The organism is Streptomyces sp. SN-593 (assembly GCF_016756395.1).
Classification (GTDB): Bacteria; Actinomycetota; Actinomycetes; order Streptomycetales; family Streptomycetaceae; genus Actinacidiphila; species Actinacidiphila reveromycinica.
Genome location: NZ_AP018365.1, coordinates 4,095,265 through 4,119,708, shown reverse-complemented (window position 1 = coordinate 4,119,708; position 24,444 = coordinate 4,095,265). Strand labels below are relative to the sequence as shown.

General features: G+C 76.4%; 23 protein-coding genes and 1 pseudogene. 12 read left to right on the top strand and 12 right to left on the bottom strand.

Translation table 11 applies throughout. The features are described 5' to 3' along the window. Positions 1 to 65: 65 nt before the first annotated feature. Entirely contained in the window at positions 66 to 647 is a 582-nt protein-coding gene (locus tag RVR_RS17235) for a hypothetical protein (RefSeq protein ID WP_202234707.1), read from the top strand. A 12-nt stretch (positions 648 to 659) separates the two neighbouring features. Here RVR_RS17235 and RVR_RS17230 read toward each other — a convergent pair whose 3' ends face one another. Next, complete coding sequence (locus tag RVR_RS17230; protein ID WP_202234706.1) at positions 660 to 1,694, bottom strand: TolB-like translocation protein; 1,035 nt, start codon at positions 1,692 to 1,694, stop codon at positions 660 to 662. Between the two features lie 255 nt (positions 1,695 to 1,949). Between RVR_RS17230 and RVR_RS17225 the strand changes: the two genes are divergently transcribed. After that, positions 1,950 to 2,213, top strand: a complete 264-nt coding sequence (locus RVR_RS17225; RefSeq protein WP_202234705.1) for a hypothetical protein — start codon at positions 1,950 to 1,952, stop codon at positions 2,211 to 2,213. 75 nt (positions 2,214 to 2,288) lie between these two features. Here the strand turns inward: RVR_RS17225 and RVR_RS17220 are convergent, their stop codons facing one another. Then, on the bottom strand, positions 2,289 to 2,789 hold the full coding sequence (locus RVR_RS17220; RefSeq protein ID WP_202234704.1) for a DUF5949 family protein: 501 nt from the start codon (positions 2,787 to 2,789) through the stop codon (positions 2,289 to 2,291). A gap of 294 nt (positions 2,790 to 3,083) precedes the next feature. Here RVR_RS17220 and RVR_RS17215 point away from each other — a divergent pair, with 294 nt between their 5' ends. Both RVR_RS17215 and RVR_RS17210 read left to right on the top strand, forming a co-directional pair. Further along, complete coding sequence (locus tag RVR_RS17215) at positions 3,084 to 3,773, top strand: hypothetical protein (protein WP_202234703.1); 690 nt, start codon at positions 3,084 to 3,086, stop codon at positions 3,771 to 3,773. Between the two features lie 265 nt (positions 3,774 to 4,038). Further along, a complete protein-coding gene (locus RVR_RS17210) occupies positions 4,039 to 4,320 on the top strand; it encodes a chaplin (protein WP_202234702.1) in 282 nt (93 codons plus the stop codon). Positions 4,321 to 4,409: 89 nt separating this feature from the next. Here RVR_RS17210 and RVR_RS17205 read toward each other — a convergent pair whose 3' ends face one another. After that, the gene (locus tag RVR_RS17205) at positions 4,410 to 5,279 is read right to left on the bottom strand and encodes a tyrosinase family protein (protein WP_202234701.1); all 870 of its coding nucleotides are present in this window, start codon (positions 5,277 to 5,279) and stop codon (positions 4,410 to 4,412) included. A 27-nt stretch (positions 5,280 to 5,306) separates the two neighbouring features. Beyond that, positions 5,307 to 5,735, bottom strand: coding sequence for a tyrosinase cofactor (locus RVR_RS17200; RefSeq protein ID WP_237404800.1), 429 nt, complete (start codon positions 5,733 to 5,735; stop codon positions 5,307 to 5,309). Positions 5,736 to 6,066: 331 nt separating this feature from the next. Here RVR_RS17200 and RVR_RS17195 point away from each other — a divergent pair, with 331 nt between their 5' ends. Continuing rightward, entirely contained in the window at positions 6,067 to 7,521 is a 1,455-nt protein-coding gene (locus RVR_RS17195) for a glycoside hydrolase family 26 protein (protein ID WP_202234699.1), read from the top strand. Between the two features lie 22 nt (positions 7,522 to 7,543). Here RVR_RS17195 and RVR_RS37650 read toward each other — a convergent pair whose 3' ends face one another. The 8 genes and pseudogenes from RVR_RS37650 to RVR_RS17150 form a co-directional block, all read right to left on the bottom strand. After that, positions 7,544 to 8,956 carry a GNAT family N-acetyltransferase gene (locus RVR_RS37650; RefSeq protein ID WP_430393143.1) on the bottom strand — a complete coding sequence of 471 codons (1,413 nt, stop codon included), beginning with the start codon at positions 8,954 to 8,956 and terminating at the stop codon, positions 7,544 to 7,546. Then, positions 8,953 to 9,693: a YveK family protein gene (locus RVR_RS17180; RefSeq protein ID WP_202234698.1), complete on the bottom strand. Its 741-nt coding sequence runs from the start codon at positions 9,691 to 9,693 to the stop codon at positions 8,953 to 8,955. Before RVR_RS17180 ends, RVR_RS37650 begins: the two co-directional genes overlap by 4 nt. Positions 9,694 to 9,962: 269 nt before the next feature. Then, positions 9,963 to 11,033, bottom strand: a pseudogene (locus RVR_RS17175) (glycosyltransferase); the annotation flags it as partial. Next, the gene (locus RVR_RS17170; protein WP_202238724.1) at positions 11,030 to 11,749 is read right to left on the bottom strand and encodes a polysaccharide deacetylase family protein; all 720 of its coding nucleotides are present in this window, start codon (positions 11,747 to 11,749) and stop codon (positions 11,030 to 11,032) included. The gene RVR_RS17170 and the pseudogene RVR_RS17175, both read right to left, overlap by 4 nt. A 146-nt stretch (positions 11,750 to 11,895) precedes the next feature. Beyond that, positions 11,896 to 13,671, bottom strand: coding sequence for a lipid II flippase MurJ (locus RVR_RS17165; protein ID WP_202234696.1), 1,776 nt, complete (start codon positions 13,669 to 13,671; stop codon positions 11,896 to 11,898). Further along, positions 13,668 to 15,257 carry an O-antigen ligase family protein gene (locus tag RVR_RS17160; RefSeq protein WP_202234695.1) on the bottom strand — a complete coding sequence of 530 codons (1,590 nt, stop codon included), beginning with the start codon at positions 15,255 to 15,257 and terminating at the stop codon, positions 13,668 to 13,670. The genes RVR_RS17165 and RVR_RS17160 overlap by 4 nt, the downstream gene beginning before the upstream one ends. Beyond that, on the bottom strand, positions 15,257 to 17,551 hold the full coding sequence (locus RVR_RS38905; protein ID WP_346731458.1) for a sugar transferase: 2,295 nt from the start codon (positions 17,549 to 17,551) through the stop codon (positions 15,257 to 15,259). The genes RVR_RS17160 and RVR_RS38905 overlap by 1 nt, the downstream gene beginning before the upstream one ends. Beyond that, on the bottom strand, positions 17,548 to 18,795 hold the full coding sequence (locus RVR_RS17150; protein WP_202234694.1) for a glycosyltransferase: 1,248 nt from the start codon (positions 18,793 to 18,795) through the stop codon (positions 17,548 to 17,550). The genes RVR_RS38905 and RVR_RS17150 overlap by 4 nt, the downstream gene beginning before the upstream one ends. Before the next feature lie 459 nt (positions 18,796 to 19,254). Here RVR_RS17150 and RVR_RS17145 point away from each other — a divergent pair, with 459 nt between their 5' ends. The 7 genes from RVR_RS17145 to cobM all read left to right on the top strand — a co-directional run bounded on the left by RVR_RS17145 (position 19,255) and on the right by cobM (position 24,396). Continuing rightward, positions 19,255 to 19,665 (top strand): rodlin, encoded by a 411-nt coding sequence (locus RVR_RS17145; protein ID WP_202234693.1) that lies wholly within the window; start codon positions 19,255 to 19,257, stop codon positions 19,663 to 19,665. A 417-nt stretch (positions 19,666 to 20,082) separates the two neighbouring features. Further along, complete coding sequence (locus RVR_RS17140; RefSeq protein ID WP_202234692.1) at positions 20,083 to 20,322, top strand: chaplin; 240 nt, start codon at positions 20,083 to 20,085, stop codon at positions 20,320 to 20,322. Between the two features lie 143 nt (positions 20,323 to 20,465). Then, complete coding sequence (locus tag RVR_RS17135) at positions 20,466 to 20,951, top strand: chaplin (protein WP_202234691.1); 486 nt, start codon at positions 20,466 to 20,468, stop codon at positions 20,949 to 20,951. A 229-nt stretch (positions 20,952 to 21,180) separates the two neighbouring features. Further along, complete coding sequence (locus RVR_RS17130; protein ID WP_202234690.1) at positions 21,181 to 21,531, top strand: hypothetical protein; 351 nt, start codon at positions 21,181 to 21,183, stop codon at positions 21,529 to 21,531. A gap of 155 nt (positions 21,532 to 21,686) precedes the next feature. Further along, positions 21,687 to 22,097, top strand: coding sequence for a rodlin (locus RVR_RS17125; protein ID WP_202234689.1), 411 nt, complete (start codon positions 21,687 to 21,689; stop codon positions 22,095 to 22,097). Positions 22,098 to 22,426: 329 nt separating this feature from the next. Next, positions 22,427 to 23,656, top strand: coding sequence for a precorrin-6y C5,15-methyltransferase (decarboxylating) subunit CbiE (cbiE, locus tag RVR_RS17120; RefSeq protein ID WP_202238722.1), 1,230 nt, complete (start codon positions 22,427 to 22,429; stop codon positions 23,654 to 23,656). After that, on the top strand, positions 23,653 to 24,396 hold the full coding sequence (gene cobM / locus RVR_RS17115) for a precorrin-4 C(11)-methyltransferase (protein WP_202234688.1): 744 nt from the start codon (positions 23,653 to 23,655) through the stop codon (positions 24,394 to 24,396). Before cbiE ends, cobM begins: the two co-directional genes overlap by 4 nt. Positions 24,397 to 24,444 lie beyond the last annotated feature (48 nt).

Genomic DNA, 24,444 nt, shown 5'->3' with positions numbered 1-24,444 from the left:
CCGCGGACCGAGGCGGCCCGGCAGAGGTGTTCCGGCCGCCCGTGCGGCCCTGGTAGGCATGGCCCGTGCGATTCGACGCGGTTCCCAAGCCGCCACCCGTCGAGGCCAGGCCCCGTGACGAGCGCGGCTACCCCGTGCCCGCGATCACCCCGTGGCAGGGGGAGCGCCCGCAGTTCGCGCTCACCGACCACGGGCGCAGCGCGGACTGCGCCCGGCAGCGGCTGTGTTCGGTGTGCGGCACCCGGATGCCGCGCGGCACCGTCTGGCGCGTGGTGGGCGCGACCGAGGCCGGGGCGATCGCCGACGCGCGCGCGGCGGGCCGCCCGTACCGCAACCTCGCGCCGACCACCGAGGGACCCGGGCACCGGGCGTGCATGCTCTACGCGTCGATGGTCTGCCCGTACCTGGCCCGCCCGGGCGGCCGCCGCGGCACCGACGCCGAGCACCCCGACGCGCTGACCGCCCATGTCGTACGGGGCGCCGCGCGCGGGGTGCTGGGGGCGGTGGTCGGCTTCGCGGAGTACGAGTTCGCGGTCACCGCGGACCGGACCCTCTTCCGCTTCCTGGACGTGGTGGAGTTCCTGCCGCACGAGAACGCCGACACCCACCTGGCCGCCCTGCGGGCCGAACTCGGCGACCGCCGCTGAGACGCGGCCGCCCTACGACGACCGGAAGGCCGGCAGCCCCGTGTAGTCGGAGATCTTCACCGGCGTGCCGGAGCCGTCGGCGCGGAGCTCCACCGTGCCGCTGCGGGTGCGCGCGGCGATCAGCGTGCCGTCGGGCGAGAACGCCGGCTCGGTGTAGTCCGTGGTGGCGTCCGGGGTGAGGTCCTTGTACGTCGGGCCGCCGTCCGTGGAGTCCTCCAGGAACAGGTGGTCGTGGCCGTCGACCGAGCGGACGAAGACGACGTCCTCGTCGTCGCCCGGGGACATCGCCGGCTCGGAGCCCGCGGTCAGCGCCGAGCCCTGCTGCCGCAGGTTGTCGTCGCGCAAGTAGACCTGGCCGCTGTCGGTGTTGGCGTAGACCGCGGTGCCCTCCCGGCCGGCGTTCGGCCAGGTGTTGCCGGTGGTCGGCAACGGGTCCGGGTGCTCCACCGCCATCGGGTTGAGGGTGATCGGCTGCGGGGTTCCTCCGGCGGAGGGGACGCTCTCCAGCGTGGTGGTGCCGCCGCTGCGCACGGCGAAGACGAGGTTGTCCAGGGCGGTCATGCCGTTGGCCGGGTCAGCCGTGCGGGTCTGCCAGGTCGGGTGCGACCAGGTCTGGCCGCCGGGGTTCCTGGCCACGACCACCCGGCCGGAGCCGTCGGCGCCGCTCACCGCGAGGTCGCCGTCGCCGTCGACGAACGCGGCCCGGCCGCCGTCCGGGGACCAGGCGAGGTCGCGCACCAGGGTGCCGAAGTCCACGCGGGTGCCGTTCATGACGACGTAGCGGCTGCCGTCGCTGAGGGTGAGGCCGTTGTGCGCGGTGCCGTTGAGCCGGGTGCCGCCGGGGTCCGCGGGGACGGTCGTGCCGCCGGACCCGCCCGTCGGGCCGCCGGAGGCCGACGGCGGCGCGGTGCCGTCGGCGGTCGGGTCGTCGGGGCCGCACCCCGTCAGCAGCAGCGCGGCGCTGGCGGTGATCCCCGCGGTCAGCGCGATGGCGGCGGCGGTGCTGCGTCTGCGGCCGCGGGTACGGCGGGAGGTGGTCGCGTGCATCTCGGTTCCCCCATGAACGAAGACGGTGCGGCGGTGGCGGTACGAGCCGCTGGGGGAAGCCTGGCAAGCCAACGTCCCCGCGGCGTGCGGTGGTTGTCACAGCCGGGCAACACCGCGGTACGTGCGGTCACCTCGTCGGCGGGGCTGCGCCGGACGGGTGCGCCGTTCCACCTGCACGGGTGAACGCCGTGGACCGGGGCTGACGCCCGGCGCCGGGGGCGTGCCCTGGGAGCGGGCTCGGGCGTTGTACGGACCATGAACGTATTCCGCATCCTCACCACCGCCGCGGCCGGTTCCTTCGTGCTCGCCGCCGCCGCGCCCGCCGTGCAGGCCGCCGACCTCAGCTCCACCCTCGCGAGCACCGCGGTGACCGCCGCCGACACCGGAGCGCAGGCCGGCAGCGTCGCGTCCGGCGTGGTCCAGCAGTCCGGGGTCGGCTCGAAGGTCGACGCCGTCCAGAAGGCCGTCAAGGCCGGGTCCGACGCGGTGACCGCGGGCAACGAACTCGTCAACGGCTGACTCCTCCCGTCCGCACGCACAAGGGGCGCCCCTTTCCGGGGGCGCCCCTCAGTGCTGTCCGCGGTCCGGTCCGGCTCAGACCCGCAGGGTGCCGACCGGGACCGTGAAGTGGGCCGCGGTGCCGAGCACCTCCGCGTCGGCGGCGAAGGCGCGCAGCGACTCCTCGGTGACCGCGGTGCCCGGGGCCGCCTCGGGCCAGGGGCGGCTGGCCAGGATGACGTAGACCGACTCGCGGGCGCGGGCCGCGGCCGTCCACTGGTCCGGCACCGGGCAGGTCACCTTCAGGTAAGGCATCGTCAGCACCGCCTTGCCGCCCTCGACCAGCACCCGCACGTCCGCCTTCGGGGACTGCGCCACGTCCAGGATCGCGCCGCCCACCGGCAGCCCGATCTCCTTGGCCGCCTGGAGCACCGCCTCCTGTCCGGCCTCGGGGCCGTCCACCCCGTCACCGAGGGAGTAGGCGAGCAGGAACGGGGTGTCCCCGCCGTCCTCGTGGCTGCCGGCCCAGGGGATCACCACGAGGGTGCCCAGGCGGCTCTGGAGGGACGACGCGGAGGCGGTGTTGGTCTGGCTCATGCGCCGGACCCTAACGGGCTACCGGCCCGGTACCGCGCCGATGTCACCTCAGCGGGCGACACCCGGGCACAGGATTCGCCCGTTCGTGGAGCTGTCGGCACGGCGTTCGCACCCCGACGGAGTATCCCGGCCCGGCGGTCGGGTGACCGCCGAACCCCGCCCGCGCACAGCCGACTTGCCGGGGACGCGGGCAGGGTCCGCCGGGTCCGCCCGGCCCTCTCGGTTGCGGGCCCGCGGACCCCTTCCCACCGTGGTCGAGGCAGCAGTCCCGCTTCCACGAAGGGAAACCGTTCCATGCTCAGCCACCGCACCACCGGCGTGGCCGTCTCCGCCGCGCTCGTCGCCGCCCTGGCCGGCGGCGTCGTCGGCACCGCGTCCGCCGACGCCCCGCACCAGCACTCCGCCGCCGCCCAGCCCGCGACTCCCGCCGCCCAGCCCGCGGCGCGGGCGGACGCGGCCACGGTGCTCGCCCAGGCCAAGACGCTCGGCGGCCTCGGGAGCGTCCTCACCCCGGTCACGACGCTGGTCCACGACGCGCTGGCCACGCCCGTCTCCAAGGACAAGGTGGCCTCGGACGCGACCGCCGCGACGGCGGCCATCGCCGCGGCGAAGAAGGACCTGCCCGCGACCCCGGCGACCCCGACCGCGCCGAGCGCGCCGAACGGTTCGGCCGCGTCCAACGCCCCCGCCGCGCCGAGCGGTTCGGCGGCCGCCACCGGGGCGGTGCGGCCGCGCGCCGCGGCCGACGTGCAGGCGGACGCCCTGGCCGCGCTCCAGACCGCCATCGACTCGCTGAGCAAGGCCGTCGCCGCGGGCGACGCGGCGGGGGCCGTCACCGCCGGCACCGCGGTCGTCACCGGCCTGGTCAATGTCGCGGTCGCCACGGTGCTCGGTGGCGGGCTGCCCCAGCCCGACCTGCCGGGCCTGCCGACGCTCCCCTCGCTGCCGTCCACCCCCACGCTGCCCACCACTCCGGGGCTGTGACCCCGAGCCCGGCCCTCCCGCCGGGCTGACCGCGCCCCGGCCCGCGGCCTCCTCCCCGTGCGGAACGGGCCGCGGGCCGCGGGTCCGCCCGGACGTCGGGCGCGGTTTCCGAACCGCCCGCCCCCGATTCCGCGCGTCCGTGGAAATTCCTCACCGATTCGGCCCAACCTGCGTGACCATTCCCGGTCCCGGCCGTTGCCCAAGGCGTCAAAAGCCGCAGCATTGCGGCGATTCCCATCTCGTATGACGTCTCAGGGAGATCTTGATGTCGCGTATCGCGAAGGCCGCGGCCCTCACCGCCGCCGCAGGTGCCGCGCTGGCCGCGGGTGCGGGTGTGGCTTCGGCCGACGCCGGTGCCGGGGCCGCTGCGGTCGGTTCGCCGGGTGTCGTGTCCGGCAACGTCGTCCAGGTGCCCGTGCACGTTCCGGTGAACGTGTGCGGCAACACCGTCGACGTCGTCGGTCTGCTCAACCCGGTGTTCGGCAACCAGTGCGAGAACAGCTCCTCGCACGGCTGGGACGGCAACGGCGCCGGCGCCCAGTACTGAGTCCCCCGCACCACGCGTACGGCCCTCGCCCGAGAAGAACTACGGGCGGGGGCCGTACGCGTGCCGTGCCGGTCGCGGGACGGCCCGCGTCAGCCCTCCTCGTACGTGTAGTACCCGCGGGCGTCCAGCACCGCCGAGGGCTTCACGTGGAAGGGCGGCATCGGCTCGTCGAGGCTGATCACACGGCCGTGCTCGGGGTCCTTCGCGCTGAGCGGCTTGGCCGGCAGGAAGCCGGACTTCGGGTGCAGCCGCTGCCAGCGGGTCCAGATCAGGTCGATGAAGGCGTGGTGCAGCCAGAAGACCGGGTCGTTCGGCGAGGACCCGCCGATCATGTGGCCGCCGACCCACTGGTGCACCCGGTTGTGGAGGTAGCCGCCCTTGGTGTCGCTGACCACCCACCCCTCCATCTTGTTGCGCAGCCCCTGGGTGCCGGGCGCGGAGTTCCACGGCGCGGTGTCGTAGGTCGGGATCTTGAGCGCGTCGTTCAGCTCCGCGGCGGTGGGCAGCACGATCGGCCGGTCCGGGCGGCCCATGTTGCGGGTCAGGTACCTCTCGCGCGTGACGCCGTAGGTGATCGGCCAGTCGCCCGACCCGTAGGCGAAGGGGCCGGTCATCACCTGGCCGTCGCTGGAGCGGCCGTTGCCGCCCATGAAGTCGTCGTCCCACAGCGCCGACGTCGTTGACCGGTCGGCGGTCCAGTCCCAGTACGGGATGCTGACGTCGGGGTCGATCATCCGCAGTTCGTGCTCGAAGACCAGCAGGAACTGGCGGTGCCAGGGGAAGAAGGTGGGCGCCATGTGCGCCACCCGCAGTCCCGTCTCGCCGTCGGCGGAGAAGTACTGGGTGTGCAGCTTGACGTACTTGTCGTACCCGCCGCGGCGCTTGAGCTGGAGTACGGCCTGCACGAAGCGTGAGCGCTGGTCGCTGGTCAGATTCCGCTGGTTCTTCCGGGTGTACACAGGTGCGGCCCCTCGACGCTCGGTCGGTCAGTGGTGGTGCACGGCGGCGGCGTCGCCCAGTTCGGCGTTCCCGATGACGTCGACCGCGCCCCGGGCGGTGGACAGCGGCGTCGGGTACGGCTGGAAGTGGTTGGCCATGCTGACGTAGCTGCCGTCGAACCGCCGCATGGCGCCCAGCGGCCGCCCGTCGACCATGAGCAGCAGACCGCTGGGGTCGTCCGAGGTGAAGCCCTGGATGTGCCGGCCCCGGTAGACCTCGTCGAACAGCGGGAGGCTCACGTCCTCCAGGTCGGCGCCCGCCACGGCCTTCGCGTCCTGCCCGCCGGCGCCCGGCCCGGTCGCGGCCCGCGGGGACGACCGGTCCGCCGCGAGCATCGGGCCCAGCCCGGCCGCGGTGCCCGTGACGGCGGCCGCGCTGATCAGCCCGGTCCTGAGCACCCTCCTGCGTGACGCCATGCCCGGCTCCTCTCCTCGGCTCTCGGCGCGGCTCATCTTGCCCGCCGGGGCCCGGATTCCCGGGATTACCGGCGGCGATCGGCAACAGCGGTCTGGAAATTCATCCGACCGGGTGATGTGACCGGAAAACTTCGGCCGGTGGTGGCGGAGGGGAAATCCCTTTGACGGCAGGGAATTTCGCGGAGGAGAACCCGATCGTATGACCATGCGATCCGTATGTGGCGCGGTGGCGCCCGGCGCGCCGAATCCGCAGCCGCCGTTTATTCGTACGTTATGACTGATGGTCAGGTGGCGCTTCCGGCGCGCCTTCGCCGTCGAACGAGGAGGGGCCATGGCCGAGCGACACCACTGGTGGGTGAGGGCGGGCATCGCGCTGGCCACGGCCGCGGCGCTGCTGTCCGGGGCGAGCGCGACCGGCCTCGGCGACGACTCCGCCGGCCGGCTGCTCGACCTGCCGGCGTACGGGAGCCCCGTCGCGGCCCCGCTGCCCTCCCCGGCGGGCACGGACACCGCCACCGGGTCCGGCCGGGGCGCGGCGTCGGCCGCGCCCTCCGCCACGCCGGGCACGGTGACGCAGGCGAACGGCGGGCTGCCGCCGATGGGCGCCTTCACCGATTCCGGCGCCGAAGGCGTGCGGAACCTCGCCGCGCTCCAGACGTGGCTCGGCGGCACCCAGGTGAGCGTCGGCCACACCTACCTGCCGGGCGACGACTGGGGCAGCATCGAGGGCGACGGCGACCTGCTCCAGCCGTGGGCCGACTGGACCCGCGCCGAACCGGGCCGGCTCTTCGTGCTCAACGTGCCCATGCAGGCCGACAACGAGGGCGGACTCCCCGACTCCCAGGTGCGCGACCTCATCGCGCAGGGCGCGAGCGGCGCCTTCGACGCGCACTTCACCGCGCTCGCCCAGCGGTTGGTCCGGCTCGGCGTGCCCGACACGGTGATCGTGCTCGGCTGGGAGATGAACGGCACCACCTACACCCACCGCTGCGGCCCCGACCCCGAAGGCTGGAAGGCGTACTGGAACCGGGTGGTCACCGCTATGCGCGCGGTCCCCGGCCAGCACTTCCGGTTCGACTTCGCCCCCGACCGCGGGCGGGACGCGGTCGCCTGGACGCAGTGCTACCCCGGTGACGCCACCGTCGACGTCATCGGCATGGACTCCTACGACCAGCCGTCCGGCGAGACCTTCCACCAGCAGGTCACCGAGCCGTACGGACTCCAGGCCCAGGTGGACTTCGCCGCCGCGCACGGCAAGGAGATCTCCTACCCGGAGTGGGGCCTGTTCAGGAACGGCGACGACGCCGACTACATGAGCCTGATGCTCACCTGGATCATCACCCACCACCCGCTGTACCAGACGATCACCGACTACTGCCCGCACGGCGTCCTGCAGTGCGCGCAGAACCCCGAGGCGTCGAAGGTGTACCGGGCGCTGCTCTTCGGCCGCCGGACGGCGACCGCCGGGCCCGTCGGCACCGCGCCCGCCGCACCGGCCCCGGGTACCGGCACCGACGGCGCCGGCGGCCCCGGGACCGGCACGTCGACGACGTCCTCCCCGGTCGAGACCTGCGTGCCGATGCCGCTCAGCGAGGTGCTGAAGAAGTCGTACACCAGCGGGCAGGTGTGCATGCGGCTCGAACCGCGGGCCGCCGCCCCGGCCACACCCGCGGCCCCGGCCACGCCTTCCGCCACGCCCTCCGCCGGGCCTTCCGCGACGCCGTCCGCCAGGCCCTCCGCCGCGCCCACGGTGACGCCGACCCCGGGGCCGACCAGCGCCTTGTGAGGCGGGCGCGCGGCGGGGGCGGTCAGGTCGCGGCCCGCGCGCGGCGGCGGACCTCCCGCAGCCGGGACCGGGCGGCGGCCAGGACCTGGCGGCACAGCAGGGAGGGCAGGGCGCGGCGGGTGCCCAGCAGGAGGCGGGCGTTGGTCGTGGGGACCGGGCGCCAGTGGGCTTTGTGCGGCTCGGCGCCCCGCAGCATGCTCAGGACCGGGCGGTCGGCGGCCGTGGTGAGGCGGGCGCCGTGCCGCATCAGGAGGGTGTTGAGGTCCACCTTCGCGGCGCGCAGCGCGGCGAAGTCGGCGCCGTAGAGGTAGCCGCCGGCCAGGGTCGGCGACAGGACGGTGAGGTTCGCGGCGACCACCTCGCCGCCGATCCGGAACTCGGTGAGCAGGGCCTCGCCGGAGGCGGTCATCGCGGCCCCGGCACGGCCGAGGTGCTCGGCGAACCGGGGGCGCACGTGCTCGGGGGTGACGCCCCGGCCCGCCCACTGGGCGGTGTGCAGCCGCAGTATCGTGCGGATCGCGTCGGGTACCTCGGCGGCGGGGACGTCACGCTCCTCGACGCCCGAGGCGTCGATCTTGCGCAGGTGGCCGCGGATGCGCTGGCCGCGTGAGCTGCCGACCCGGGCGATCAGCCCGGCCATGGGGCCGCCGGGCAGTTCCAGGCACTCCGAGTCCGCCAGCCGCCGCCTGGGGCCGGGCCACAGCGCGAACACCCGCTCGGCGGCGGCGTCCGCGGGCACCTCGCGCAGGTCGACGACCCCGCCCCGGGCGGCGCGGCGCATCCCGCGGACGAGGGCGGCCGCCACCGGTCCGCCGCACGCGCTCCCCGCGCTCCCTGCGCTCCCCGCGTTCCCCGTGTTCCCGGCGTCCCTCCGGCTCCCCGCGTTCCCCGGGCCCACGGGGTCGGCCGCAGGGCCCTCGCCCGACTCGTCCCTTCCGTCGGAAGCGCTGTGCGACCGGGCGGGCGCGTCGGCGTCGGGGTACGCGTCGGCCGCGGGGTCGATGAGCACGTCCGAGTAGTCCGTGACGGCACCGCCGAGCGGCACGAGGGCGGGCAGCGGGCGGTGGACGCGCATCAGGGCGACCGCGCCCACCAGCGTGCCGGTCCCGTCGCCGCCCTGCGTGCCGTCCCCGCCGCGCCTGACCAGCACCACCCGCAGCCGCCCAGGGCGACCGTACGACAGCCACCACGAGTGCAGCCACGCGTGGCTCTGGAACGGCGTGGCCTGCGGGCAACTGCGGTGCAGCCGGGTCCACTCGGGGGCGAGCGCGGCGAACTCCTCGGGGTCGCGGCAGATCCGCACGTCGAGCGCGGCCGCGGGCGCGCCCGCCGGGGCCGGGGAAGCGGCCCCGGACGGGCGGCGCGGTGCGGTCCTGGGGCGCGGCGGGCTGCCGGCGGCGGCCGGGACCGCGGTCTTCGGGCCCTCCACCGTCACACCGCCGTCCTCTCCGGCCGGGACGCGGCCGGCTCGGACGCCTGCGAGGACTCCGGCGACGGCGCGGCCGGCTCGGACGCCGGCGGGGAGGCGGCGGGAGCGGGGACCTGGGCGCGGTCCGGCCGCCCGGCGCCGTCCTGCCGGCGGGGGCGGACCAGCAGGGTGAGCGCGCCGAGCAGCCCGCCCGCGCTCGCGCCGACCGCACCGGACAGCGCCGCCGACGGGGAGGACGGCGCGGCGGGGGCGGCCGCGGGAGCGAAGACCAGCAGCCGTACGCCGGTGCTGTCCGCGTCGCGGTTGCCGACGGCGGCGAGCGAGCGGGCCACGCCGTTGGCGACGGCGGCGGCGGTGCCGGCCTCCGACGAACTGCCGGTGACCGAGATCATCGGGGCGTCGGGCGACGTCGCCGCTTGGACGTGGCCCTTCAGGTCGGCGGCGGCGGAGTGGGTGGCGGCCTGCGCCCCGGCCAGCACCGCAGAGCCGGTGACGATCCGGCCGTACGCCTGGGCGAAGCCGAGCGCGGTCTGCGCGTCGGTGCCCTGCCGCGGTACGACCATCACGTAACTGGTCGCGGTGTACTGCGGGGTGGCCGTCAGGCCGTACCCGACACCGCCGAGCAGGCCGATGCCGATGCCGAGCGGCAGCGGCAGCCAGCGCGGCAGCGGCCGTCGCGGGGCGCGGCGCCCGCGGTCCTGCGGGTCGCTGATGTCGTCGGGGTGCTTCACGGTGCGTCTCACTTCTGGGCGGGTGTCGGGGTGGTGGGTTCGGCGGCGGCGCCGGGGACGGTCCCGGACTCCTGCCGGGACGCCGGCGGCGCGGGCGGCTGGACGGCCCCCTGCCGGGACGACGGCGCGGCCGCCTGCGCGGGCGGGGCCGCGGGCGGGGCCGCCGACGCCGGGCGGGGCGCGGCGGCGCGCGCCGGTCGGGGCACGATCGCGGTGGCCGCGGACCGGCGGCGGCGCCGCAGGCCCTCCCGGAGGTTCTCCCGCAGGCTCTCCCGCTCGGACGCCTGGGTGTACAGGGCCATGACGCGCTGCGCGGTCCGCGCGATGTGGTAGTACTCGACGGCCGCGGGGGCGGGCAGCCGGCGCGGCCCCGCGCGGTGCTCCGCGGCCAGCGCGGCGGGCAGCTCGCCCAGGTCGATCCGGCAGGCGCCGGGCGCGTCCTCGGCCGGCACGTCCTCCACCGCGGGGCAGGCCGTGTAGAGCGCGGGCAGCCCGGCGGCCAGCGCCTCGACCACCGCGAGCCCGAACGCCTCCTCGGCGGAGACCGAGACGAACAGGTCCATCGCGGCGAGCAGCCCGGGCACGTCCGCGCCGGCGGAGTCGGTGACGTGCACCCGGTGCTGGAGGTTCAGGTGGTGCACGAGCCGCAGCAGCGGCACCCGTTCGGGCCCGTCGCCGGCGAGCAGCAGGTGCACGTCGGGGATCTCGGCGATCGCCCGGATCAGCGCGTCGAACCGCTTGCCGGGCACCTGCCGCCCCACCCCGCCGACCACGTACGCGCCCGCGGGGATGCGCAGCCGGGTCCGCACCTCGGCGCGCACCTCGGGGTCGAAGCGGAAGCGTTCGGGCTCGATGCCGTTGGGCGCGAGGTGCACCCGCGCCTCCGGCACCCCCCAGTACACCAGCCGTTCGGCGACGGTCGCGGACACCGCGAGGGTGCCGTGGCCGAGCCGCTCGGTGCTCCGGTACAGGGCGCGCGTGCCCAGGCGCAGCGGGCGGCCCTCGATCTGGGTGGCGCCCAGCGAGTGCTCGGTGGCCACGACGGTGCGCACCCCGGCCAGCCGCGCGGCGATCCGCCCGTAGACGCAGGCCCGGTAGAGGTGGGTGTGCACCACGTCGTAGCGGCCGGCCCGGATGAGGCCCGTCAGCCGGGGGAGCACGCCGACGTCGCGGTTGCCGGCCATCCGCAGGTCGTGCACGCGGACGCCGTCGGAGCGGATCGCGTCGGCCACGGGGCCGGGGTCGGTGAGCGTGGCCACCTCGCACCGGGCGTCCAGATGCCGCAGCAGCAGGTGGAGTTGCTGCTCGGCACCGCCCACGTTGAGGCCGGTGATGACGTGCAGGACCTTCATGCGTCGCCTCCTTGGGACAGGGTGGGCAGGGCGGCGAGTCCGGTCCGCCGCAGCCGGTGCCGCAGCCGTTTGGCGTGCAGCCGGGGGGAGTTGTCGGCCTGGCCGACGTAGGTGCGCGGCAGGGCGTGGCCGCAGGCGACCGGCCCGGGGTCGACCGCGCAGGCGTAGGCGTATCCGGCCCGCCGGGCGGCGAGCGCGGTGCGCGGGTCGACCGCGCCGTAGGGGTGGCAGAAGCCGGCCGGGACGGTGCCGGTGATGTCCGCCAGCAGGCCCCTGCTGCCGGTCAGTTCGGCGTCCAGCGCGGCGTCGTCGAGGGTGGTCAGGTCGCGGTGCAGCAGGCCGTGCGAGCCGATCTCCATGCCCGCGGCGTGTGCGGCGCGGATGCCGTCGGCGGTGAGCAGCGGCCGGCGCGGGCCCTCCGGGTCCCAGGCGTTGGTACCGCCGAGCCGGCCGGGCAGTACGAACACGGTGGCGGTGTGGCCGTGCGCGCGCAGCAGCGGCACCGCCTCGGTGAGGAAGTCGGCGTACCCGTCGTCGAAGGTCAGCCCGACCAGCCGGGCGGCCCGGCCGTGGGCGCGCGCGGCGAGCAACTCCCGCATGCTGACACCGGTCAGGCCGCGCCGACGCAGCCAGCGCAACTGCCCGGCCAGTCGCTGGGGGGTCACCGTGACCTGGTACGGGTCGCCGGCGCGGCGGTCGCCCACCGAGTGGTACATCAGCGTCCAGGGAGCCCGGCGGCCGGCGTGGACGTCCGGGGCGTGGAGGTCCGGGGCGTGGAGGTCCCGGGCGTGGACGTCCGCGGCGGCCACGTCCGCGGCGGGGGCAAGGAGGTCGGAGGTCCTTGCCGTGGTCATCGGTCTGGTCATGGGCGGCCCTTCCGTGTGACGGTGGCGAGCAGGTAGGGGACTTCGGGCACCCGGACGGCGAGCGCGGCCCCGGCGAACACCGCGGGCACCGCGACCGCGCAGGCACCGGCGGCCACCGCCGGGTCCGCGAGGCGGTGCGCGAGCACCCAGCCGGCGGCGGTGGCGCACAGCGCGGCCAGCGCGATCCGCCCGATCCGGGGTGCCACCGCGGCGACCCGGACGGCGACGGTGTGCGCGCCCAGGCCGCGCAGCAGCAGCGCGGCGGTCACGGTGATGCCGAGCGCGTTGCCCGCCGCGATGCCGTACGCGCCCCACGGGCCGACGGCGGCCGCGTCCGCGACGGCGGTGACCACCAGGCCGCACCCCATCGCGGCGGCCGGGTACCAGGTCGGCCCCGCCGCCGAGAAGTAGGGCCGGACCAAGGCGCCGACCAGGCTCTGGCCGAGCAGGCCGAGTGCGTAGACCCGCATCACGGTCGCGGTGTCCGCGGTGTCCACGGCGGTGAACTCGCCCCGTTGGAAGAGGACTTCGATGATCTGCGGGGCGCACGCGATGACGTAGGAGGTGCCGAGCAGTACCACCAGGCAGGCGAGCGCGAGGTCGCGCTCGACCCGGCGCCTGGCCTGCTCGCGGTCGCCGTCGGCCAGCGCCCGCGACAGCACCGGGAAGGTGACCGTCACGATCATCACCGACAGCGCCATCGGCAACTGGGCGACCTTCTCCGCGTAGTTGAGGTGCGAGATGGCGCCCGCGGGCAGCGGGGCGGCGAAGAACCGCTCGACCAGCACCTGCGCCTGCCGGCCCAGGGTGAACACGACGACCGGCGCGAGCAGCGCCAGGCGCAGCGGGTTGCCCCGGCGCGGGCCGGCGGACCGGGCCGGCGAGGATTTCAAAACCCGCCGGAAGGACGGGAGTTGGGTCGTGATCATCAGCACCCCGCCGACCGCGACGCCGGCGGCGGCCGCCCGGACACCGAACCTGCCGTGCAGGGTGAACAGCACCGCCACGATGCCGGTGTTGTACGCCGCGTAGATCGCGGCGGGAGCGGCGAAGCGGCGGTGCGCGCGCAGTCCGGCGCTGAGGTAGCCGGCGACGCCGAAGGTGAGGACGGTCAGCGCGGTCAGCCGGGTGCAGGCCGCCGCGGTGGCCGGATCGGCGATGCCGGGGGCGAGGACGCGGACGACCCCGCCGGCGCCCGCGGCCAGCGCCGCGGTCAGCAGCGCCAGGGCGGCCAGCAGCCGCGGCAGGGTGCCGCGGACCAGGGCGCGCGGGCCCTCGCCCCGGGCCAGCGCCGCGCTGAAGGCCGGCACCATCAGCAGCGCCATCGCGTCCTCGATCAGCACGGTCGCCGCGATCTCGGGGATCGTCCACGCGACGAGGAAGGCGTCGGACTCCGCGCCCGCGCCGAAGAAGTGGGCGATGCCCTGGTCGCGGACGAGGCCGAGGACGGAGCCCGCGATGCTGAGCCCGGCGGTGGCCGCGGCGGCGTGGGCCATCCGGGAGGAGGGCTCGCGGGACACCGGGGCCGAGGCGGGGGCCGGGCCCCGGGCCGGGGTGTGCGGGCGGGGCGGCGGCAGGTCGATCGGGTCGGGGTGCGGCGCCCACACGTCCGGGGGCTCGGGGGCGGCCGGCGGCGGCGGCGCCGGGCGCGCGTCGGTTCGGGGGTCGTCGGCCGGATGGGTCCAGACCTCCCGCGGCAGGCCCCCGGCCGTCCCGCGCGGCCGCGCGCGCCAGGAGGCGGTCGGCTCCGCGCCGGGGGGCTGCCCGGTCATCGGGCGGGCTCGTCGGTGGAGTTCAGGGCCCACCAGCCGGTCAGGCCGAGGAGGACCGCGGTGAGCGGGGTCGAGGGGCCGCCGATGTCGGCGTAGAGGAAGTCGACGGCCTGCCACACCAGGAGCCCGACGGCGGCGAGACCGGGGGCGACGGCGGTGCGGGCGGCGAGGACGGCGGAGCCGGTGGCGGGCTTCGTGGCGCGGGCGGCGGGTTCCGTGGCGCGGGCGGCAGGTTCCGTGGCGCGCGCCTGGGGGCCGCCGGTGGCGGCGGATCGGCCGCCGAGGTCTCCACCCGCCCCGGCGGTGCGGGCACCCGCGCCGCCGGGCAGTCCCGCGCTGCCGCTCATGTCCGCGGCGGCGCCGTCGCGCGGGGCCGGTACGCGCTGCCCGAGGGCGGCGCGGCGGGCGCGGTGCAGCCGTGCGGCGCCGACGGCGAGGAGGGCCGCCCAGGAGCCGGCGAGCAGGCCGCAGCCGACCAGCCCCTGCTCGGACAGCGCGAGCAGGTACATGTTGTGCGGGGACAGCAGGGGTTCGCGGGTGAAGGTCTGCCCGGCCCCCGCGGTGTCGCTGCCGGAGTCGAGGGCGAGGGAGGCGTGGGAGTCCCGCTCGTCGGGGAAGCGCTTGAGCCCGACACCGGTGGCGGGATGCTCGCGCCACATGGACAGCGCCGCCGACCAGAGGGTGTAGCGGTCCGTCACGGACTGGTCGGGCGCGTCGGTGACCTGGGTGATGCTCGCCAGCCGCTGGGTGATCATCTGGGAGCCGGCGCCGACCCCGCCGACCAGCAGCACCGCGCACGCGGCGAGCACCGCGAGGATCCGGAGCGCCTGGCGCCACCCGGCGAGCAGCGCCACCACGGCGAGCGCGAGCGCGGTGGCGATCCAGGTGCCGCGGCTGAAGGAGACGGTGAGCGGCACCAGCAGCAGCACCGCGCACACCGCGGCCCCGGTGCGGACCGCGCGGCGGCCGGGCGCGAGCGCGTACCCGGCCGCGATGACCAGGCCGTAGGCGACGACCGTGGCCATGCCCATGATGTCCGAGGGCCCGAAGGTGCCGACCGCCCGGACGTCCTCGCCCTGGTACGAGGCGCCGGTCGCGGTGGCGTACTGCCACACCCCGACCCCGCCCTGGACCAGCGCGAGGGCCACCACCGCGCCCGCGACGACCGCGAAGTCCCGCCGGTCGCGCAGCAGGAGGACCAGGGCGGCGGGCACGAGCACGAACACCTGGGCGTAGCGCACGAACCCGGTGGCCGACGCGCCCGGGTCGGGCGAGGTGACCGCGGCGAGCGCGAAGCCGACGAGGGGCGCGCCCAGGACGAGGGCGGCGGCCGCGCTGAGCGGCCGCCGCCGCTCGCGCACCAGGCGTACGGCGCAGGCGAGCACGAGTACGGCGCTGGCCGCGTCGGCCGGGGTGACCTTGCCCGAGGCGCTGACGTCGCCCGGGGCGACGGGCGCGGCCAGCAGCGCGATGGTGGCGAGCGCGGGCAGCAGGTGCGCGTACCGGGCGAGGCGGCGGAGCGCCGGCTCCGGCGCGGCGGCCCGGTCCCGGCCGGTGCGGCCGGGCGGGGCGAGGGTCAGGGTCATCAGCTACCGCCGAACCGGAAGAACGAGGTCGCGGTGCGGACGATGATCGCCACGTCCTGCCACAGCGACCAGCTCTCGATGTAGTGGTTGTCGAACCTGGCCCGGTCCGGGATGGAGGTGTCGCCGCGCAGGCCGCTGACCTGGGCGAGGCCGGTGATGCCCGCGGGCATCCGGTGCCGGTCCCGGTAGCCGGGCAGCTCGGCGCTGAACTTCTGGACGTAGAAGGGGCGTTCGGGGCGCGGGCCGACCATGCTCATGTCGCCGCGCAGCACGTTCCAGAGCTGCGGGAGCTCGTCGAGCGAGGTGCGGCGCAGCAGCCGGCCGACCGCGCTGGTGCGGTCGTCGTGGGCGATGCTCCACAAGGTCGCGGACTCGTGGTCGTCGGCGGGGCGCATCGTGCGGAACTTCAGCAGGGTGAACGGCCGCCCGCCCAGGCCGATCCGCTCCTGCCGGAACAGCACGCCCGGCCCGTCCGCGAGGCGTACGGCCAGCGCGCAGCCGGCCAGCACCGGGGCGGCGGCGGCCAGCGCCAGACCGGCGAGCACCACGTCCAGCAGCCGCTTGCCGTGCGGTGACCTGTGCGGCAGGTCGGTGAACGGCCGGTAGGGGTGGCCCCACAGGTGCCCGGGCCCGAGCCGGCCGGGCCGCCCGGTGCCGTCCGGGCCGCCGCCGGGCCGCTGCCCTTCCGGGTCCACCTGCCAGATCCGGCAGCCCCGCGCGGCCAGCAGCTCCGCGGCCGCCGACGCGGCGGGTCCGGCCGGTCCGACGACCACCACGTGGCGTACCGCGTCGCGCACCGCGGCCCGGGCGATGTCCGCGGCGGCGGTCACGGTGAGACGGGGGACCGGCGCGGGAGCGGCGCCGGGCGCCTGCGGTGCGGGCGGGCGGGAGGCGGGGCCGGCCGCGTCGAGCGCGCCGTGGACGGGGGCGCGGCCCTGGGAGGGCGGCGCGGGGAGCCGGTCCGGGGCGGCGGCGTCGGCGGACGGCGTGCACGCGCCCTGGTCCAGGGGGAGTGCGGGGGCGGGAGCGGCGAACGCCGTGCCGACCGGGTCGGGTCCGGCCGGGCCGTGGGGGTGGGGTGCGGTGGCGACGGCCACCGGGGCGAGGCCGTACTCGGGGTGCTCGCGCAGCGCGGCCGCCAGGTGGTCGGCGCCGGGGGCGGCGCCGACCACGAGGGTCCGGGCCGGGGCGCGGCGGGCGCGGGAGCGGTGCAGGCGGTGCGCGAACGCGCGCAGGGCGAGGGCGGTGGCGCCGGTGAGCGCGGTGGCGTCGAGGAGTTCGGACCAGCCGAGCGCGCCGTGCCGCTCGGTGGCCGCGCCCGCGGCGGCGGCCAGTCCCCAGGCGAGCACCGTGCCCAGCGCGATGGCGGGGACCTCCTCCAGCGCGGCCGGCGCGAGCCCGGGCCGGTACAGGCCGGCTCTTCGGTGGGCGGCGAGCAGCACGCACAGCAGCACCGCGGGCAGCACGGGCGCCCCGGCGGGGCCGACCGCGCACAGTCCGACCAGACCGGCCAGGCAGTCCGCCGCGACGAGCACGCCGCCGGGGGACAGCCGCCGGCCGGCCCCGGACGCGCGGGGCGCCGCCTCCTGCCGGTCCCCGCGGCGGCCGGGGACGGGGTGCCGTCCGGGCACCGCCTTCCGCGGGGACCCGGCACTCGCCGGTCGTGCCTGGGGCTGCGGCACCACGACCCGCAGACCGGCGTCCGCGGCGGGCCCCTGCGCCGCCGCGGCCTGCCGCGGTCCCGGGTCCGTCGCCGTCCGGCCCGCCGCCAGGCCGCGCCCCGTGCCGTACCCATCGGTGTCCGGTGCGGTGGTGGCGTGGGAGGGGGCGCTGCGGGTGGGTGTGGTGCGGCGGGTGTCGGTGTACGGGTCGGGGTGGGTGGCGGCGCTCTGCCCGGCGGTGTCCGGTGCGGTGGCGGTACGGGAGGGGGCGCTGCGGGTGGGTGTGGTGTGGCGGGTGTCGGTGTACGGGTCGGGGTGGGTGGCGGCGCCCTGCCCGGTGGTGTCCGGTGCGGTGGTGGCGCGGGAGGGGCCGCCGCGTCTCGGTCTGTCGTCGTCGGTGTGGTCGTAGGCGGGCCCGCCGTACGTCGGGGTGCCGCGGGCCGGTCCGGTGCGGGCGGTGTCGCCGCGGGGGCCCAGGCGGGTCGCGTCGTCGTAGGCCGTCTCGCCGTACGCGGCGTCGCCGTAGGCCGCGTCACCGTACGGCGGCAGGCCGGTCTCGGGCCAGGGCGGCGGGGCGGCGGCGTCGCGGGCGGCGGGGCGGCCGGGGAGCGAGGAGCGGTTCACGCGGTTCACCGGGCGGGCACCTCGACCTCGTGCTCGGGCCGGGCCGGGGGCCGCGGTGCCAGGTGCGGCACGAGGGTGCCGTAGAGCGCGCCGACGGCCGCGGCGGCGGCGCGCACGTCGTGCCGCGCGCGCACGTGGGACAGCGCGCGCAGGCCCGCGGCGGTCCGCGCCGCAGGGTCGCAGAGCAGCCGCAGCAGCGCGGCCGCCAGAGCCTCCGGCGCGTCGGGCGGCACCACGCACAGCTCCGTGTCGGCGTCCGGCACGCATTCCCGGGCGCCGCCGACGTCGCCGAGCACCACCGGACGCGCGCACGCCATCGCCTCCAGGGGCGCGAGCGCCATCCCCTCCCAGCGGGAGGGCTGCACCACCACGTCGGCCGCCTGGTACCAGGGCAGCGGGTCGGCGGCCGCTCCGGCGAACAGGACGCCGGGGGGCGCGCCGGCCGCAAGGCGCGACCGGTCCGGCCCGTCGCCGACCAGCACCAGCCGGGCGGCGGGCAGCCGCGCGCTCACCTCGGGCCACGCCCGCAGCAGGACGTCCTGCCCCTTCTGCGGGCACAGCCGCCCGACGCAGACCACCACGGGCGCGTCGGCGTCGAGTCCGGCGAGCGCCGGCAGCGTCTCGCGCGCGGAGGCGCGGCGCAGCGGCGGCCGGAAGCGGTCGGTGTCGATGCCGTTGGGCACCACGGCCCAGCGGGCGCGCACGCCGTGCCGCACCCCGGACTCCCGTTCGGCGGCGCTGACGCACAGCACGCGGTGCGCCCAGCGCGCGGCGGCGCGTTCCCAGCGCAGCACCGCCCACGCGGTCGGGCCGGACACCGCGTCGTAGGACCAGGCGTGCGGCTGGAAGACGGTGGGGACGCGGCCCCGGGCGGCCAGCCGGCCGGCCAGGCCGGCCTTGGAACTGTGCAGGTGCAGCAGACCGGGGCCGACCTCGCGCAGCACCCGGGCCAGCGACCGCACCTCGGCGGGCAGCGAGGGCCCGGGCGAGCGGCGGGCCGGCCAGGCCGCCACCTCGGCGCCGGCGGCAACCGCGGCCGGACCGAGGTCGCCTCCGGGCGGGCAGGCCACCACGACCCGCGCGCCGCACGCCGTCTGGGCACGCGCCAGGTCGGCGACGACGCGGGCCACCCCGCCGTCCACCGGCTGCGCGACGTGCAGCACCGTCAGCCCGTCGAGCCGGACGCCCCCGGCGGCCGCGGTCGCCGCGGCTCCGGTCGTCGGCGGGACCTCGTCCTCATGGTCTTGCGGCATCGCGCGCCGTTCCCTCTCTCCGGGACCCGGAGAAGTCCGGAGTCCGGTCGGTGCCCGCGGCCCGGCGACCTGCTCCGGCGGATCGTCCGGAACGCTGGATCGACCGTGGTCGACCGACCTTGATCAACCGACCGCGTGCACTCAACGAATACCGTGCCTGTCAGGTAATCCCTATGAATTCCCCCAGCACGGTGGCAGACGACCCCGGGTAACCCGCGCAGGACGCGCGGCGGCGCCGGGAGTCCCTCTGAGCTGGCCGTTTCTTATGACCATCGGATTTCGCCCGTGCGACGACGCATCGGAGGCGCGGTTCGTCAATCACTCGTGTGGGGGAATGCGTCCCTCACGGGGGCGCGGGGCTATCCGTTCGGGTGAACGTTCATTACCAACCGGCTGTCGCGCTGTTGATCAGACCGGCCCTGGTACCGGGGCCACCCTCTCTTCCCAGAAGGACCTATCGTGATCAAGAAGATCCTCGCCACGGCCGCCGTCGCGGCCTCGCTCGCGGGTGTCTCCGCGACGGTCGCCCCCGGCGCGATGGCCATCGGCGACGACCAGGGCACCACCACCGCCAACGGCAACGGCTCCGAGCAGAACTACGGCAACACCTACACCAGCGGTGTGATGAGCCCGTCGTTCGCGCTGATCCAGGGTTCGCTCAACAAGCCCTGCATCGCCCTGCCGGCCAAGGCGAACCTCGGCTCGCTCGTCGGCGTCGTGCCGATCAGCATCCAGGACCTCAACGTCCTGACGTCGCCGCAGAACCAGCAGTGCACCGAGAACTCGACCCAGTCCCAGGGCGACGAGCCGCTCTCGCACATCCTCGAGGACCTGCCGATCCTTTCCGGCAACGGCACGGCCAACCACTGACCAGGCCGGCAGTCGGCCGGCACCGCCCGGCCCTGTCCGCTGCGCACGGCCCCGGCCCCCGACGTCCCCGTCGGGCGGACCGGGGCCGTCGCCGTACCCTCCCGGCGCGGCCCGGGAATTCGGCGGACGGCCGATTTCCGGGCCGGCCGGGCGGCCGCATTCCCGGCCGACCCGCCCGCGGGTGCGCGGTTCCTCCGCCGGCTCGGCCGTCGCGGGGCGCGGGATTTCCGCACGGCGGGGGAGTTCTACCGGCCATTCGGGTGAATAGTGTTTTCCGACGGCCGTCTGCCAGTTTCCTCGGTACCGGGGTGGTCGTTGATCCGGTCGGCAGCGGTGTGCTCGGGCGTGGAATTGCCCGGCGAACCGTCACGAAGGCCGTGGCGGTGCACGACGCCGTTTCCGGAAAAGGAGTTCACCGTGAAGTACTCGAAGGTCGCAGCGGTCGCCGCCGGCACCCTGATGGCAGCCGGTGCCGCTGTCCCCGCGTTCGCCAGCTCCGGCGCCGGTGCGGTCGCCGCCGGTTCGCCGGGCGTGCTGTCGGGCAACGTCATCCAGGTCCCGGTGCACGTCCCGGTCAACCTGTGCGGCAACACCGTCAACGTGATCGCCCTGCTGAACCCCGCGTTCGGCAACACCTGCGTCAACGCGGACAACTGACGTCTGCCTGTCGGGTCGTGACAGCGTCCTGAACAGGTACCGCCCCGGAGCGCCGAACCTCTTCGCGCCCCGGGGCGGTGCGTCTGGCGGGGGCCCACGGAGCAGCCGGGCGCCCCTGAGTAGCGAAGTCGAAAGAAGAGTCGATGCGACAGATCCTGAGCCGGAGTCTGCTCACCGTCGCTGCCGCGAGCAGCGTCCTGGCCGCGACCGGGGGGTACGCACAGGCGGATTCCGGCGGCGACAGCACCGCCAGCGGTTCGCCCGGCCTCCTGTCGGGCAACTCCGTGCAGGTCCCGGTGGAAGTGCCGGTCAACGCGTGCGGCAACACGGTCGACGCCGCCGGGCTGTTGAACCCCTCGTTCGGCAACTCGTGCAGCAACGAGTCGTCCCCCGCGCCGACCACGCCGCCCCGGCAGGCGCCGCCGCGCACCGAGGCCCCGCCCGCCCCGACGACGCCGCCGGCCCAGCCGGTCGTCGAGCACCACCAGCTTGCCGAGACCGGTATCGCCCGGCACGAGGCGGGTTTCGCGGGCGCCGCGGGTGCGGCCCTGCTGCTCGGCGGTGCACTGCTCTACCGGCGCTCCCACACCGCCGCCAGGTCCGCCCGCGCCACCGCCCGCACGCGCTGACCGCCCCGGTGGGCCGCGCCGCTCTCCGCCGGGAAAAGCCGCCGGTACGGGAAATGCGCCGAAGTTCCCCACGTACGGGTGATTGTCGCGGACGCGGCCCGTTTTCCGTTTCCTGTGGATCGGCGCGGTCGTTGTTCAGCGTGCCGGACTTCGGCGCTCCGACGGCGTTCCACGGCGCCCGACGTCAAAGCGTCGGGCGGCCGGCTCTCGGCTTAGGAAAGGGTGGCAAGTGAAGTACTCGAAGGTCGCGGCGGTACTGGCCGGTTCGGTCATGGCGGCCGGGGTGGCCGCACCCGCCTTTGCGGACGACACCGCCAGTGCCCCCGTCTCGGTCGACAACATGTCGACGATGCCCACGAGCATCAACGGCGGGGTGGACCAGGCGCTCAACGAGCAGCCGCTCCAGAAGGTCGCGGACGCCACGCAGGTCCAGTCCACTCTGGAGACCCTCCAGGGCGCCGCCGACTCGGTGCAGGGTGCCGCCGGCCACGCGGGCTCCGCGCTGTCCGGTGTCACCGGAGCCCTGCCCGGCGGCTCGCTGCTCGGCGGTCTGCCGCTCGGCGGCCTCCCGCTCGGCTGACGCCCGCCCGCCGCTTTCCCGGCTCTCCCGGCCCCTCCCACCCGGCTGTTACCCCGTCGGAGTGAAAGGCCGGAACCAAACCCCGCTGGAGCGGTTGATCAGATCGTTCCAGACTTTCCAGACCAGTGCGCCAAGCACCAAAAAAAGGGACAACAATGATCAAGAAGATGCTTGCCGGTGCTGCTCTCGCCGCGTCGGTCGCCGCTGTCGGTGCCGCCGCCGCTCCGCAGGCCATGGCGATCGGCAACGACGGTGGCACCACCACGGTGAACGGCAACGGCGCCGAGCAGGCGTACGGCAACACCCACACCGGTGGCACCCAGAGCCCGCAGATCGGCCTGGTCCAGGGCACCCTGAACAAGCCCTGCCTCGGCGTGCCGGTGAAGGCCAACGTCGGCTCGCTGATCGGCCTGGTGCCGATCACCGTCCAGGACGTCAACGTGCTGACCTCGCCGCAGAACCAGCAGTGCACCGAGAACTCCACCCAGGCCCAGGGCGACGAGCCGCTGTCGCACGTGCTCAGCAACATCCCGGTGCTGTCCGGCAACGGCGTGGCCAACCACTGAACCACCCGCGGCCGCCCTGCGGCCGCCGGCCGGTGAGGCGCGCCCCCTCGCGCCCCACCGGCCCGCTCCACCCGTACGGGCCGCCGGCCTTCCCCCCTCGCCGGCGGCCCGTCGCCATGCCCGGGCCCGGTCGGTGGACCCGGCCCGGTCAGCGGACCGCGCCCGGTCGGTGGACCCCGGCGCGGCCGCCGGACAGGCGCCGCCGCGGGCGGTCCGGGGCGCGCCCTCGGCGAACCCGCCGGGCGGGAGCCCGCGGTCGGTCGGTAGGGTCCTGCTGACCTGCCGCTTCCCCGATCCGAGGTGTCCGCGTGAGCTCCGCCCCCGCGCCGGTGACCGTCGTCGGCATCGGCGCCGACGGCTGGGACGGGCTGCCCGAGGCGTCCCGGGCCGCGTTGCGCGCCGCGGACGCGGTGATCGGCGGCCCGCGCCAACTCGACCTGCTGCCACCGGAGTGCGCCGGGCAGCGGGTGCCGTGGCCCTCGCCGCTGCGGCCCGCGGTGCCCGGGCTGCTCGCGGCCCACGCCGGCCGCCGGCTCGCTGTGCTGGCCAGCGGGGACCCGTTCTTCCACGGCATCGGCCGGGCCCTGGCGGAGGAGGCCGGCCCGGAGGCGCTGCGGGTACTGCCGCACCCCTCGTCGGTCTCCTACGCCTGTGCCCGGCTCGGTTGGCCGGTCGAGGACACCGCGGTCGTCACTCTCGTCGGGCGCCCCGCGGCGACGCTGGCCGCCGCCCTGCACCACCGCCGCCGCCTGGTCGTGCTCAGCGCCGGCGCGGCCACCCCTGCCGAGGTCGCCGCGCTGCTGCGCGACCGCGGCTTCGGGCCGAGCCGCCTGCGGGTGCTGGAGCAACTCGGCGGCCCCCGTGAGCGGGTGGCGGCCGACGGCACCGCCGACGGCTGGGCGCACCCGCCCGGCGACCCGCTCAACGTCGTCGCCGTCGACTGCCGCCGCGGCGCCGGCGCCCCGCGGCTCGGCGCGGTGCCCGGGCTCCCGGACGAGGCGTACGACCACGACGGGCAGCTCACCAAGCGCCATGTGCGCGCCGCCACCCTCGCCGCGCTCGCCCCCGCGCCCGGCGAACTGCTCTGGGACGTCGGAGGCGGCTCCGGATCGATCGCGATCGAGTGGATGCGCGCGCACCCGTCCTGCCGCGCGGTGGCCGTCGAGCGCGACCCGGTCCGGGCCGCCCGCATCACCGCCAACGCCGACCGGCTCGGCGTGCCCGCGCTGCGGGTCGCCACCGGCGCCGCGCCCGCCGCGCTGGCCGGACTCCCGGCCCCCGACGCCGTGTTCGTCGGCGGCGGGCTCACCGCGCCCGGCCTGCTCGACGCCTGCTGGGACGCGCTCGCGGCCGGCGGCCGGCTCGTCGCGAACACCGTCACCCTGGAGTCCGAGGCGCTGCTCGCCGCGCACTACCGCCGACGCGGCGGCGACCTCGTCCGGCTGGCCGTCGCGCACGCGGCACCCGTGGGGACGTTCACCGGCTGGCGTCAGGCGATGCCGGTCACCCAGTGGTCGGTGGTCAAGCCGGCCGATCCGGCAGGAGCGGAAGACCTATGACCGTGCACTTCATCGGCGCCGGGCCCGGCGCCGCCGACCTCATCACAGTGCGCGGCGCGCGGCTGCTGGCCTCCTGCCGGGTCTGCCTGTACGCCGGGAGCCTGGTGCCGCGCGAACTGCTCGCTGACTGCCCGCCGGGGGCGGAACTCGTGGACACCGCGCGGATGGACCTGGACGAGATCACCGACGCGCTGGTACGGGCGCACCGCGACGGCCACGACGTGGCGCGGCTGCACTCCGGGGATCCTTCGGTGTTCAGCGCGGTGGCCGAGCAGATGCGCCGGCTCGACGCGGCCGGGGTGCCGTACGAGGTGGTGCCCGGGGTGCCCGCCTTCGCGGCGGCCGCGGCCGCGCTCAAGCGGGAGTTGACGGTGCCGGCGGTCGGGCAGACGGTGATCCTCACGAGGGTCGCGCAGCGGGCCACGCCCATGCCGCCGGGGGAGGACCTGCCGACGCTCGCGGCCAGCGGGGCGCTGCTGGTGCTGCACCTCGCGGCGGGGTACGCCGAGCGCGTCGTCGCCGAGTTGACGCCGCACTACGGGGCGGACTGCCCGGCCGCCGTCGTCGCCTACGCCAGCAGGGCGGACGAGGTCGTCCTGCGGGGGACGCTCGCGACGGTGGCCGCGCAGGTGGCGGCGGCGGGAATCCGCCGCACCGCCGTCATCATGGTCGGGCGCACCCTGGGGGCTTCGTCCTTTCCCGACAGCCACCTGTACTCGCCCCTCCGGGGGCGCCCCTGACCCCCGGCCGGCTCCGTCCTGTCGGTCGAGGGACCACCTGCCGGTGGT